The 12634-nt window shown below is 48.3% G+C and carries 12 protein-coding genes; 5 read left to right on the forward strand and 7 right to left on the reverse strand.

Features of this window, described 5'->3' with window-relative positions; translation table 11 throughout:
* Positions 1 to 20: 20 nt before the first annotated feature.
* The 4 genes from leuB to leuC form a co-directional block, all read right to left on the reverse strand.
* Positions 21 to 1100 (reverse strand): 3-isopropylmalate dehydrogenase, encoded by a 1080-nt coding sequence (gene leuB, locus FTU54_RS07595; RefSeq protein ID WP_005182055.1) that lies wholly within the window; start codon positions 1098 to 1100, stop codon positions 21 to 23.
* A gap of 40 nt (positions 1101 to 1140) precedes the next feature.
* Positions 1141 to 1704, reverse strand: a complete 564-nt coding sequence (locus tag FTU54_RS07600) for a hypothetical protein (RefSeq protein WP_016659592.1) — start codon at positions 1702 to 1704, stop codon at positions 1141 to 1143.
* 101 nt (positions 1705 to 1805) lie between these two features.
* Positions 1806 to 2456, reverse strand: coding sequence for a 3-isopropylmalate dehydratase small subunit (gene leuD, locus FTU54_RS07605; RefSeq protein ID WP_005182049.1), 651 nt, complete (start codon positions 2454 to 2456; stop codon positions 1806 to 1808).
* Positions 2457 to 2531: 75 nt separating this feature from the next.
* A complete protein-coding gene (leuC, locus tag FTU54_RS07610) occupies positions 2532 to 3965 on the reverse strand; it encodes a 3-isopropylmalate dehydratase large subunit (RefSeq protein WP_005182046.1) in 1434 nt (477 codons plus the stop codon).
* A 257-nt stretch (positions 3966 to 4222) separates the two neighbouring features.
* On the opposite strand from leuC, the gene FTU54_RS07615 reads away from it, so the two are divergent.
* From FTU54_RS07615 to ovoA, 3 genes are all read left to right on the forward strand, one after another.
* Positions 4223 to 4459, forward strand: coding sequence for a DUF2061 domain-containing protein (locus FTU54_RS07615; protein WP_005182043.1), 237 nt, complete (start codon positions 4223 to 4225; stop codon positions 4457 to 4459).
* Between the two features lie 205 nt (positions 4460 to 4664).
* The gene (locus tag FTU54_RS07620) at positions 4665 to 5531 is read left to right on the forward strand and encodes a LysR family transcriptional regulator (RefSeq protein WP_005182039.1); all 867 of its coding nucleotides are present in this window, start codon (positions 4665 to 4667) and stop codon (positions 5529 to 5531) included.
* A 136-nt stretch (positions 5532 to 5667) separates the two neighbouring features.
* On the forward strand, positions 5668 to 7842 hold the full coding sequence (gene ovoA, locus FTU54_RS07625; RefSeq protein ID WP_180046333.1) for a 5-histidylcysteine sulfoxide synthase: 2175 nt from the start codon (positions 5668 to 5670) through the stop codon (positions 7840 to 7842).
* A gap of 76 nt (positions 7843 to 7918) precedes the next feature.
* On the opposite strand, the gene FTU54_RS07630 is transcribed toward ovoA, so the two are convergent.
* Both FTU54_RS07630 and FTU54_RS07635 read right to left on the reverse strand, forming a co-directional pair.
* Positions 7919 to 8167 (reverse strand): DUF2789 family protein, encoded by a 249-nt coding sequence (locus FTU54_RS07630; RefSeq protein ID WP_005182035.1) that lies wholly within the window; start codon positions 8165 to 8167, stop codon positions 7919 to 7921.
* 183 nt (positions 8168 to 8350) lie between these two features.
* The gene (locus FTU54_RS07635; RefSeq protein WP_005182034.1) at positions 8351 to 9010 is read right to left on the reverse strand and encodes an HAD family phosphatase; all 660 of its coding nucleotides are present in this window, start codon (positions 9008 to 9010) and stop codon (positions 8351 to 8353) included.
* Positions 9011 to 9193: 183 nt separating this feature from the next.
* Here FTU54_RS07635 and FTU54_RS07640 point away from each other — a divergent pair, with 183 nt between their 5' ends.
* Together FTU54_RS07640 and ptsP are read left to right on the forward strand one after the other, a co-directional pair.
* Positions 9194 to 9676 (forward strand): RNA pyrophosphohydrolase, encoded by a 483-nt coding sequence (locus tag FTU54_RS07640; RefSeq protein ID WP_005182032.1) that lies wholly within the window; start codon positions 9194 to 9196, stop codon positions 9674 to 9676.
* 85 nt (positions 9677 to 9761) lie between these two features.
* Positions 9762 to 12059: a phosphoenolpyruvate--protein phosphotransferase gene (gene ptsP / locus FTU54_RS07645; protein ID WP_005182028.1), complete on the forward strand. Its 2298-nt coding sequence runs from the start codon at positions 9762 to 9764 to the stop codon at positions 12057 to 12059.
* Positions 12060 to 12072: 13 nt separating this feature from the next.
* Here ptsP and FTU54_RS07650 read toward each other — a convergent pair whose 3' ends face one another.
* The gene (locus FTU54_RS07650; protein WP_005182025.1) at positions 12073 to 12252 is read right to left on the reverse strand and encodes a hypothetical protein; all 180 of its coding nucleotides are present in this window, start codon (positions 12250 to 12252) and stop codon (positions 12073 to 12075) included.
* Between the last annotated feature and the right edge of the window lie 382 nt (positions 12253 to 12634).

Genomic DNA, 12634 nt, shown 5'->3' on the forward strand with positions numbered 1-12634 from the left:
TTTTGATTTGCTGTCGAGACTTAGCCCAATGCAGCAACCACAGCCTGACCCATTTCCTGAGTACCCACTTTATTCATGCCTTCAGACATGATGTCAGCCGTACGTAAACCTTGATCAAGCACATTGCCCACTGCATCTTCAATCGCTTTCGCGGCAGCTTCTTCACGGAAGGTATAACGCAGCATCATTGCCACAGACAAGATGGTCGCCAACGGGTTGGCAATGTTCTGGCCAGCGATGTCTGGTGCTGAACCATGACATGGCTCATACATACCTTTGCCATTTTCATCTAGCGACGCTGATGGCAACATACCGATAGAACCGGTTAGCATTGCTGCTTCATCAGACAGGATGTCACCAAACAGGTTACCGGTTACCAGTACGTCAAACTGTTTTGGTGCACGTACCAATTGCATTGCCGCATTGTCGACATACATGTGTGACAGGTTGATTTCTGGATATTGTTCAGCGTGTAACTGGGTCACGGTCTGTTTCCACAGCTCAGTTACTTCCAGCACGTTGGCTTTGTCCACCGAGCAGACTTTACCACCACGCAGTTTGGCCATTTCAAAAGCCACTTTGGCAATACGCTTGATTTCTGATTCAGCATAGACGTCGGTGTTAAAGCCCTGTTTCTCGCCATTTTCCAGCTCGCGAATACCACGTGGCTGACCAAAGTAAATCCCACCCGTCAGTTCACGTACAATCAGGATATCCAGACCCGATACAATTTCCGGCTTTAAGCTAGACGCATCAGCCAGTTGCGGATACAGAATCGCTGGACGCAGGTTAGCAAACAGGTTTAATTCGCTACGTAATTTTAACAGGCCACGTTCCGGGCGGATCGAACGCTCAATCGTATCCCATTTTGGACCACCAACTGCACCGAGCAATAAAGCATCGGCTTTTTTCGCCTGTTCAGACGTCACATCCGGATAAGGTGAACCATGCGCATCAATCGCGGCACCACCTAACAATCCCTGTTCCCACGTCAAGCCCAGATTGAACTTTTCATTAACACGCGTAAGCACCTGCTCCGCTGCTGTGACGATTTCTGGGCCAATACCGTCACCGGCAAGAATCAAAATATGTTTTGACATGAGTTTTTCCATTTCCTGTAGCAGTCAACGACTGTGGAGACTAAATTTTCTGTTCCACAAATTCCCCCAGTCCATGTAAGACATTATAAGGTTTGCAGAAACGTCGAATAATTTTCTGGTTTTGTAAAAGATCCACACACAGCGGCTCTGGCGCCGAAACATTCAGCAGACTGCCTTTATGCTTGCTGCGGTCACGGTACATTTTAAAAGTGTACGTTTGACGCGGCTTAAACTGATGAATGACGTGCAAGGTTTCGGCCTGATCACGGGAAATCGGATAGAACCGGATCACCACTTCATGCTGTTTGGCCGGAACCGACAGATATAGCGGATTAGGCTGTCGTAGTGAATCTGCCTGCAAGCGCACCAATCCCTGCTTGATGGCTTCACGACTCAGACGCTGACTTTCAGCATCCATGATCATGACCCGGTTCAAGCGCTCAAACTCGCAATGCTCGGTACCTGAACAATAAATACGTGCATTGGATTGGGATGCCTGTGTCTCTTTTACCTGTTTTAGACGTGCTGTATCCCAGGTTTGACATGCTGTTAACAGCGTAGCCACTCCCCCCAATACAGCAAGCCGACGAAAAACCTTCAACATAGCCCGAGCCCAACCTCATCAAAAAGCAGAATATTTAAATTATTATGCCTTGAATGTTAACAAGAGTTCGACGCCCGTGCTATGCCTATTTACGAAATAACTTAAGCTTGAATTTCCGCAAACACCCACGGACGCGCGGCTTTGGTTTTCTCCTCATACGCGCGAATATCATCGGCATCTTGCAAGGTCAAACCAATATCATCCAGACCGTTTAACAGGCAATGCTTGCGGAATGGATCAACTTCAAACTTGAATGCTTCACCGTTTGGCGTACGGACTTCCTGTGCTTCAAGGTCAATAGTTAACTGATAACCTTCATTGGCTGCACATTCCTTAAATAGCTGATCAACCTGCGCTTCGGTTAAAATCACCGGTAACATGCCGTTTTTAAAGCAGTTATTAAAGAAGATATCCGCAAAACTTGGGGCAATGACTGTACGCAAGCCGTATTCACTTAAAGCCCACGGCGCATGCTCACGGCTGGAACCGCAACCAAAGTTGGCACGTGAAATTAAAATGCTGGCGCCCTGATAACGCGGCTGGTTCAAGACGAAATCTGGGTTTTTAGGACGGGTTGAATTGTCCTGACCCGGATAGCCTTCATCTAAATAACGCAATTCATCAAACAGGTTGTCACCGAAACCGGTACGTTTGATTGATTTCAAGAACTGTTTTGGAATAATTAAATCGGTATCGACATTGGCACGATCTAAAGGTGCAACGATACCCTGTTCAACGGTATAAGCTTTCATATTTATGTTCCAATGAATCCGTAGTCTCTCTCACATCCGCTCCAGCAAGGAGCGGCCTGGGATGAGGGCTTAAACTTAGAATGAACGAACATCCACAAAGTGACCGGCAATTGCCGCTGCTGCTGCCATGGCCGGGCTGACCAGATGGGTACGACCACCATTGCCCTGACGACCTTCAAAGTTACGGTTTGAGGTCGATGCACAGTGCTCGCCTGGCTGTAACTTGTCGGCATTCATGGCCAGACACATCGAGCAGCCTGGTTCACGCCATTCAAAACCGGCTTCCAGGAAGACCTTGTCCAAACCTTCTGCTTCTGCCTGCTGTTTGACCAAACCAGAACCTGGTACCACCATCGCCTGTTTAATGCTTGGCGCTACTTTACGGCCTTTAATCACGTCTGCCGCAGCACGGATATCTTCAATACGCGAGTTGGTGCATGAACCAATAAAGACACGATCCAGCTGGATATCTGCCAAAGCCTGACCAGCAGTTAAGCCCATATATTGATAAGCACGGGTCCAGTCATTGCGCTGTACCTCATCTTTGGCCTGTTCCAAAGTTGGTACTGCCTGAGAAACCGGAATGACCATTTCAGGTGAAGTACCCCAAGACACTTGTGGTTCAATCTCTTCGCCCTGTAATACCACGACAGTATCAAAATGCGCATCGGCATCTGAATGCAAGGTATTCCAGTACGCCACAGCCTGATCCCATTGCTCGCCTTTTGGTGCATAAGGACGGTCTTTTACATATTCAATGGTTTTTTCATCAACCGCGACCATACCGACACGTGCACCGGCTTCAATTGCCATGTTACACACGGTCATACGGCCTTCAATCGACATATCACGGAACACCTGACCGCCAAATTCAATGGCATGGCCCGTACCACCTGCTGTACCAATTTTGGCAATAATCGCCAGCACCACGTCTTTCGGGGTCACGCCCTGACCCAACTGACCATCTACGCGTACCAGCATGTTTTTCATTTTCTTCTGAATTAAACATTGCGTGGCCAACACGTGCTCAACTTCTGAAGTTCCGATCCCGTGTGCCAGACAACCAAAGGCACCATGGGTCGCGGTATGCGAGTCGCCACATACCACCGTCATTCCCGGCAAGGTTAAACCCTGCTCTGGTCCAACCACGTGAGCAATCCCCTGACGGATATCGTTAATATCAAATTCAACGATATTAAAAGTCTTACAGTTATCGTCTAAGGTTTGCACCTGAATACGCGAAGTATCATCTTCAATACCGGCTACGCCCTGCTCACGCTCTTTTTTCGAGGTCGGTACATTATGGTCCGGAGTCGCAATATTGGCACTTAAACGCCATGGCTGACGGCCAGCCAGTTGCAAACCTTCAAAGGCCTGTGGAGAGGTAACTTCATGCAACAAATGACGGTCGATGTACAATAAAGCCGAACCATCATCACGCTGTTTTACCAAGTGGTCATCCCACAATTTGTCATATAATGTTTTTGCTTTTTGGGTTTCGCCTGCCATGTCGATGTGCTCCACTGGACTGGGTAATTCTGTCATTAATTTCGATTATAACCACACAATTACATAAATCTAATTTATCATTTTTATCAGTTAAAAAACTTTATGGAATAAATATAATTGATTTTTGCTCAGATTAACATCTGATTAAAAATTCAATTTTCCGATTGAATTTTACAAAATATTCGTTTTTACAAATTAATTCGTACTGACTATGATGATGTTATCAGCACTGAATTGTAGATACGAGGAACATCATCATGGCGCATATTCAAAACTTTGTCGCAAACAACCAGCGAATGTTTAAAAAGACTTTTAGCTACTATGTGATGCACATTACGGTGGCCATGCTTGTCGGCTATTTCGTTACCGGCAGTCTGTGGATGGCCATTACCTTAAGCTTATTGGAACCAACAGTACAGGCGGTGGCCTATTTTATTCATGAACGCATGTGGGAAAAGAAAGCACAAGACGGCACAGAGGAAATCACCGCCTAGCCTATTTTTCGCCCGGTGTTCCTCCCAAAAGATCATCTTCAGGATGATCTTTTTTATTTTAATATAACTTAAATTACTGTTTTTAAAATATTTATATTCAAGTTATGGTTGTTGAACTTCAATTTATAGAAAAATAATCTTTGATTAATTCTAAAAATTTCTAAATAATAATTTTAAGCATAAAAAATCTTTATAGGTGATTGCGATGAATCTTGCAGCATTTGAAGCTTTTGTAAAAGTCATGGAAACCGGTTCGATTTCTCTGGCCGCCGATCAGCTGTTTATTACCCAGCCCGCAGTCACCAAACGGATTCATAGCCTGGAAGAATATTTTGGGGTCAAGCTGTTTGAGTCGGCCGGCCGTGGCGTGCAGGCAACCCATGCTGCGCATTCGCTGTTACCCAAAGTCAAAAACTGGCTAAATGAACTGGGCGATATTCATCATACTTTAAGCCATGAACAGGGCCAGGTGCAGGGTCGCCTGAAAATTGGCACCAGTCATCATATTGGCCTGCATCATCTGCCCGATCATTTGCGTCGCTATGTCCAAGATTTCCCCGATGTCACCTTAGATGTGCATTTTGTCGATTCGGAACAGGCGCATGAACAGGTGCTGGCCGGTGATCTGGAACTGGCCTTTTTAACCCTGCCACCGCAAGGTGATGACCGGCTGCAATATGTCACCATCTGGAATGATCCGCTGGTGTTTGTGGCTGCGCCTTTTCATCCGCTGGCCCAGCAGAAAAGACTGAAACTGGAAGATTTAACCCAGTTCCCGAGCCTGCTACCAGCAGCACAGACCTATACCAGCCAGATTACCCTGGCCGAGTTTGAAAAACAGGGCGTGAAGCCGAAGATCACCATGAGCAATAACCCGCTGGAATCCATCCGCATGCTGGTGTCGATTGGACTGGGCTGGTCAGTGTTACCGAAAACCCTGATTAATCAGGACTTGCAACAGCTGGATATTAATCTGGAAATGAACCGCCAGCTGGGCATGGTCTGGCATCCGGGACGCACACAGTCCAAAGCGGCGCAGGCGCTGGTTAACTTTATGCAGCAGCCGGACTAGGTTCATCGACCGGTCGCATCCTTCTGTACAGTTACTGAACAAAACAGCACGCTGCTCCAAATTGGCGTAATTTGAAAAGACAAGGTGCCCGCACAAGACACCAGGATCTTTATAAAAATGATGCAGGAGCAGAGTGATGAACCAGACCACTTCCCCGCTTGCCTATTCCCCTTCGTTCAGTTCAGCCCAGGCGCTCCAGCAGCGCCTAGCCGGCAGTGCACCGCCTTTACAGCCCAGTCCACGGCTGGATGTCACGCAGGCCGATACGCTACGTGCCACCCTCAAGCAGTATTTTCTGCAAACCTTTGACTGTTATGAATCATTGTTTAGCTGCCTCAACGGCGATGAGGCCTTTTATCACAAGCCGATTGCGCTGCGCCATCCGCTGATTTTTTACTATGGCCATACCGCGACATTTTTCATCAACAAACTGCTGCTCAGCAAACTGATTGAACAGCGTATCAATCCACATTTTGAATCCATCTTTGCGGTGGGTGTGGATGAGATGAGCTGGGATGACCTGGATGACAGCCGTTATGACTGGCCGACACCCGCGCAGGTGAAACACTACCGCGATCAGGTGCGTGCCACGGTGCTGGAAATTATTGAACAGGCACCGCTCAGCACGCCAATTGACTGGCAACATCCGTGGTGGTCGATTCTGATGGGCATTGAACACGAGCGGATTCATCTGGAAACCTCCTCCGTGCTGATTCGCCAGCATGCCCTTGACTATGTCCAGACACAGCCACCATGGCGGCCAAATATCCTGACTAACACCGCACCAGAGAATGCGTTGCTTCCAGTGGCAGCCGGCCGGGTACAGCTCGGTAAGGAGCGGCACGACCCGGTTTACGGCTGGGACAATGAATATGGCCAATATCAGGCAGAGGTAGCGGCGTTTGCGGCCAGCCGCTATCTGGTCAGCAATCAGGAATTTCTGGCCTTTGTTGAAGATGCCGGCTATCAGAACGCAAACTATTGGGAAGATGAAGGCTGGCAATGGCGCAGCTTTGCCCAGGCCAAATATCCGACCTTCTGGCGTAAACACGGGCCGGACTGGTCACTCCGGCTGCTGACCGAAGAAGTACCAATGCCGTGGGACTGGCCGGCGGAGGTGAATTATCATGAGGCCAAAGCCTTTTGCCACTGGAAAGCGAAGCAAACTGGTCAGCCAGTACGACTGCCCACCGAAGAGGAATGGTATCGGCTGGTACAGCTGGCTGGCGTAAATGAGCCGTCTGCACCTGCCAATCTGGCGCTGGCCTATGGTGCTTCCTCCTGTCCGGTCAATACCTTCCCGCATGGCGATTTTTATGACCTGCGCGGCAATGTCTGGCAATGGACCGAAACCCCGATTTATCCATTTCCCGGTTTTGTGGTGCATCCGATTTATGATGATTTCAGCACCCCGACCTTTGATGGCCGGCATAATCTGCTCAAAGGCGGTTCCTGGATTTCTGCCGGCAATGAAGCCGAACTGGCCTCACGCTATGCCTTTCGCCGGCATTTTTTCCAGCATGCCGGTTTCCGTTATGTGGTTTCTGATCAGGAGCCGCTGGCGATTCAATCACAATATGAAACCGACCGGCTGGTGTCTGAATATCTGGAATTTCAGTATGGCCGTGAATATTTTGGCGTGGCCAATTTTGCCCAGACACTGGTGCAACTGGCCCTGACCCAGCTGGCCGACAGACCACGACGTAAAGCACTGGATATTGGCTGTGCTACCGGCCGCGCCAGCTTTGAACTGGCCCGTTATTTTGATGAAGTGGTCGGGATTGATTTTTCAGCGCGCTTTATCCAGAACGGCGTCAAACTGGCACAGGGCGAAACCCTGCATTACAGCATGTGCACCGAAGGTGAACTGGTGGATTATCATGCCTGTGATTTAGCCCAGCTTGGACTGGCGGAGGTCCGGGACAAAGTCCAGTTTTACCAGGGTGATGCCTGTAATCTTAAAGCGATTTTCAGAGGCTATGATTTTATTCTGGCAGCCAACTTAATTGACCGGCTGCATCATCCGGCGCAGTTTTTAAGCCAGATTCATACACGGCTGAATATGGGCGGCATTCTGATGCTCAGCTCACCCTATACCTGGATGGAAGAACACACTGTCCGCAGTGAATGGCTGGGTGGCTTTAAAAAAGATGGCGAAAACTGGAGCAGTCTGGATGGCTTAACAGCCTTGCTAGAGCCGCATTTCCGTTTAATGACTGAACCGCAGGACATCCCTTTTGTGATTCGGGAAACCCAGCGCAAGTTTCAGCATACCTATGCGCAGGTCAGCTTCTGGGAACGGATTGCCTAAATGGATAGAAAAGAAAGTGAGGGATCAGGCCAAATTCCGGATTTGGCCTGATGATCTGGAGATTTGAACGAACGATTTAACGGCGAGGCACAGAGTCTTCATGCAGCGCTTCATTCAGCTGGTCGACCGTAATGGCCCACTCCCCATCCGAGGCAATTTTTTCAGCTAAAAACTGACGTTGACCATCACTCCAGAATTCTGCATCCATAATATGAATTTCCGCCGCCAGTTGATGCTGGCCGATAAAATCTTGAATCGCCTGTTCGCTGGAGTCCAGGCCCAGTTGTTCAAACAGATTGGTCATTCTTGGTCGGGTTTGGCGCATGCGTGAATCTCCCTGTTGTTGTTCTTGTCTTCACCATAGCATATAAAACTGCAAATCCTAGTGCTGTTAAAAAAATTTCACCTTTTCATAAATTTGCAAGATAGATGACAACCAGCTCAGACAAAAAACAGGGCCAGTTATAGCGGCCCTGTCTGCTGATCTTGGTGTAGATGAACTGCGCTTTTATTCAGCAGCAATCGACCAGTCCTGAATCTCCCAGCCCTGCTCGACCGCCAAGGCCCGCAGACGATCATCCGGATTCACCGCAATGGCGTGGTCTGCATATTCTAGCAAGAAACGGTCATTGATTGAATCTGAATAAGCCCAGGATTCGGTCACCTCACGTCCGGCCAGCCACTGTTCCAGACGTACCAGTTTGCCCTGCTGATAACAGGCAGTATTGATGACCTTACCGGTATATTTGCCATCGACCACTTCGGCATTGGTGGCAATGATTTCGCTAATGCCAAATTCACGGAAAATTGGCGCAGTAATAAAATCCGAAGTCGCGGTAATGCCGACCAGTGCATGTCCGGCCTCACGATGACGCTGAATCGCCTTAAAACCTTCCGGGCGCATTTGTGGACGAATCACTTTTTGCATAAACAACTCATGCAGTTCGGTCAGGTAGTGTGACTCGTGCTGGGTCAGAAATTCAAACACAAATTCGTTATAGGCAATCGGGTCAAGCTGGCCGGCTTTGTAATCTTCATAAAATTTGTCATTCATGGCGCGGTGATGAACCGGATCGACCAGACCTTCATTGACTAAAAACTCACCCCAGGAATGATCCGAATCTGTATTTAACAAGGTGTGATCGAGATCAAATAGCGCCAATTTCATGAAAATACTCGTAAAAACTGAAATTTAAGAAAAAATTTGTAAATCTATCTCCGCTAGTCGATAGAAATTCGTTAAGATCATAGCAATTTTAACATTTTTAAACTTTGCTTTTTTTCGTGTTGGATACAGAAATAAAAATCCCCGGAAGCAAAGGCATAATTTACAGAATATTTAGGTAGCCAAATGATCGACTCAGAAGGTTTCCGACCCAATGTCGGGATCATTTTGGCAAACGACTTTGGACAGGTTTTATGGGCAAAACGCATTGGACACAATGCATGGCAATTTCCACAAGGAGGTATCCAGCATGGAGAAACCCCTGAGCAGGCACTTTATCGTGAGCTGAGAGAAGAAGTTGGCTTACTGCCCGAACACGTTCAAATTATCGCACAAACGAAAGGTTGGCTGCGTTACCGTTTGCCGCACCGTTACATCCGGCCCGATTCCGATCCGGTATGTATTGGTCAAAAACAGAAATGGTTTTTACTCAAACTCACGGCCTCGGCCCAGTTGATTCAGCTCAACCTGTCCGATCCGCCCGAGTTTGATCAATGGCAGTGGGTCAGTTACTGGTACCCACTGGGTCAGGTCGTGAATTTTAAACGCGATGTGTACCGCAAGGCGATGGTGGAATTATGTCATCAATTGCCATCTAAGAAAGCCTGAAAAAAGCTGTATGATCATGCAGATTTTTTAAACGACTCTTGCTATAAAGAGAACAGAACTGGAACGCTGATTTGGAGCAGACTTTATGTCGAATATGCAACTGGATACCCTAAGACGCATTGTGCAGGAAATTAATGCGTCCACCAGTTTGCATGAATCGCTCGACATTATGGTCAATCAGGTTGCTGAAGCCATGCATGTCGATGTCTGCTCTATTTACCTGCTTGATGAGCGCAACCAGCGTTATCTGCTGATGGCCTCTAAGGGTTTGAATCCGGAAGCGGTCGGCCACGTGTCCCTACATACCGGTGAAGGTCTGGTGGGGCTGGTCGGCCAGCGCGAAGAAATCGTCAACCTGGATGATGCACCCAAACATGAACGCTTCCTGTATTTACCGGAAACCGGCGAAGAAATTTATAATTCCTTCCTCGGCGTGCCGGTCATGTACCGTCGTAAGGTCATGGGCGTACTGGTGGTGCAGAACAAGGAATGTCAGGACTTTAGCGAAGCGGCTGAATCCTTTCTGGTCACGCTCTGCGCCCAGCTCTCTGGCGTGATTGCGCATGCGCATGCTGTTGGCAATATTGATGTCTTTCGTAAACCCAGCAATCTGCCGGCCTACAAAACCTTCCAGGGCGTTTCCGGCTCGGGCGGGATTGCGCTTGGCCGCGCGGTCATTCTCTATCCACCAGCAGATTTGGCCGCGGTACCCGACCGTGAAGCCGATGACATCAGCGAAGAACTGAAACTGCTCGACACTGCGCTGGATGCCGTGCGTCAGGAAATTCAGGCGCTGGATGACAAAATGCAGGATGCGCTGATGGCCGAAGAACGCGCCCTGTTTAGCGTGTTCCTGCGTATGCTGGATGAAAATGCCCTGCCGGCGGAAATTAAAGAACTGATTCGGGATGGCAATTGGGCACAAGGTGCGGTGCGGATTGTCATTGACAGCCACATTGCCCAGTTTGCCCAGATGGAAGATGACTACCTGCGTGAACGGGTTTCCGACTTAAAAGATCTCGGCCGGCGTATTCTGGCCTATTTGCAGGAAGCCGATGCCAGCCACCGCGAACTGACCGATGAAAGTATTCTGATTGGTGAAGAAATCTCGACCGCGGCACTGGTGGAATTACCGGTCGATAAAATTGCCGCAATTGTCACCACCGAAGGCGCCATGAACTCACATATGGTGATTGTCGCGCGCGCACTGGGTATTCCAACCGTGGTCGGGGTGACTGAACTGCCGATCAACACCCTCGATGACGTAGAAATGATTGTCGATGCGCATCAGGGCCGGGTGTTTATTAATCCGCCACGGCGTTTACGCACCCGCTATAAAGAAATTCAGAAAGAAGAAGAACTGATTGCCAAAGACCTGAAACAGTATGAAACCAAGGACGCCGTTACCCCAGACGGCGTGACGGTCAAACTGTATGTCAATACCGGTCTGATGATTGATGTGGTACGCGGGGTACAACGTGGTGCCAAAGGGGTCGGCCTATACCGCTCTGAAATTCCGTTTATGCTGCGGGATCGTTTCCCGGGCGAAGAAGAACAGCGTGCCATTTACCGCCAGCAGCTGAGCCACTTTGCCAATAAACCGGTGGTAATGCGTACCCTGGATATTGGCGCAGACAAAGACCTGCCGTATTTCTCGATTGAAGAAGAAAACTCGGCACTAGGCTGGCGCGGGATTCGCTTCACCCTCGATCATCCGGAAATTTTTTCTTCGCAAATTCGCGCCATGCTCAAAGCCAGCATTGGCTTGAACAATCTGCACATCCTGCTGCCAATGGTCACCAGCGTCAATGAAGTCGAAGAAGCGCTGTATCTGCTGGATCGTGACTGGCATGCGGTACAGGAAGAAGAACAGGTCAAGATCAACAAGCCGCGTATCGGGATTATGGTAGAAGTGCCCAGTGTGCTGCTACAGATTGATGAATTTGCCGAACTGGTCGATTTCTTCTCGGTCGGCTCCAATGACCTGACCCAGTATCTGCTGGCGGTAGACCGTAATAATCCACGCGTGGCCAACGTCTATTCGCATTTTCACCCGTCGGTGCTGCGCGCGCTGACCCGTCTGGTCAAGGAATGTCACAAGTACGATAAACCGGTCAGCATTTGTGGTGAAATGGCCGGTGATCCGCTATCTGCGGTGCTGTTGATGGCGATGGGCTTTAATACCCTGTCGATGAGTTCGAGTAACATTCTGCGCGTGCGTAAAGCGATTTGCCATGTGCCGATGAGCGAAGCACAGGAGCAGCTGGAACGGGTGCTGAAAATGAATAATTCGCTGATGGTGAAAAGCTGGATGGAATATTATTTTAAAACCCATGGTCTGGGCGATATGGTCAAGGCCTCTACCCGGATTGTTGGCGCTTAAGCCATATTTTGATTTAAATCAGACAGAATGAATAAGGGCGATAATCATCAGAATATCGCCCTTGTTTGTGTTTGCTATAGCCGCGTTTGGCATTCTTTTTCCGGTCGACAAAAACCTGGCTCTTGTTGACCTCATGCATATATTTGGCCACGAAGTTATGCTGAATCACTTCTGGCTGTTTTTTCTTTGCCATCACTTTATCCTTCCAGTTCATGATTTGAATGCAGGTGTTCCTGCGCTGTATTGATGGGTACATTTGCGCAAAATTCAAGCGCATTTTAGCCTTAAAACTGCGTTTTGCTTCCCGTCGACATCCCTTTGGAATGGGGAGTCAATCATACATTTTTTTGGACAATTCAGCAGCAATTTTGCGACAGTCATGTAACAATAAAAGAAACGGTATAGAAAAATTTTGCAGTGTTTTTCTGAACATTCTTCAGTCAAAAAATGAAAGTAGATTCAGCTGCTCCGCCCCTATAATTATACCACAAAATCTTATATTTTTTATTATTTTGCAAAGACTTAGCAGTTATATAGCACGCTAGAAAAAACTTCCTGATAGGCTAAGATGAAGC

Origin of the sequence: Acinetobacter sp. YH12116 (genome assembly GCF_013418895.1) — a bacterium.
GTDB classification, from domain to species: domain Bacteria; phylum Pseudomonadota; class Gammaproteobacteria; order Pseudomonadales; family Moraxellaceae; genus Acinetobacter; species Acinetobacter indicus.

Bases quoted from the DNA above. Each gene is read 5' to 3' on its own strand.
- leuC (WP_005182046.1), bottom strand. From the start codon at position 3,965: ATGGCAGGCGAAACCCAAAAAGCAAAAACATTATATGACAAATTGTGG.
- ovoA (WP_180046333.1), top strand. From the start codon at position 5,668: ATGAACCAGACCACTTCCCCGCTTGCCTATTCCCCTTCGTTCAGTTCA.
- FTU54_RS07650 (WP_005182025.1), bottom strand. From the start codon at position 12,252: ATGGCAAAGAAAAAACAGCCAGAAGTGATTCAGCATAACTTCGTGGCC.
- FTU54_RS07600 (WP_016659592.1), bottom strand. From the start codon at position 1,704: ATGTTGAAGGTTTTTCGTCGGCTTGCTGTATTGGGGGGAGTGGCTACG.
- ptsP (WP_005182028.1), top strand. From the start codon at position 9,762: ATGTCGAATATGCAACTGGATACCCTAAGACGCATTGTGCAGGAAATT.
- FTU54_RS07630 (WP_005182035.1), bottom strand. From the start codon at position 8,167: ATGCGCCAAACCCGACCAAGAATGACCAATCTGTTTGAACAACTGGGC.
- FTU54_RS07635 (WP_005182034.1), bottom strand. From the start codon at position 9,010: ATGAAATTGGCGCTATTTGATCTCGATCACACCTTGTTAAATACAGAT.
- leuD (WP_005182049.1), bottom strand. From the start codon at position 2,456: ATGAAAGCTTATACCGTTGAACAGGGTATCGTTGCACCTTTAGATCGT.
- FTU54_RS07620 (WP_005182039.1), top strand. From the start codon at position 4,665: ATGAATCTTGCAGCATTTGAAGCTTTTGTAAAAGTCATGGAAACCGGT.
- FTU54_RS07615 (WP_005182043.1), top strand. From the start codon at position 4,223: ATGGCGCATATTCAAAACTTTGTCGCAAACAACCAGCGAATGTTTAAA.
- leuB (WP_005182055.1), bottom strand. From the start codon at position 1,100: ATGTCAAAACATATTTTGATTCTTGCCGGTGACGGTATTGGCCCAGAA.
- FTU54_RS07640 (WP_005182032.1), top strand. From the start codon at position 9,194: ATGATCGACTCAGAAGGTTTCCGACCCAATGTCGGGATCATTTTGGCA.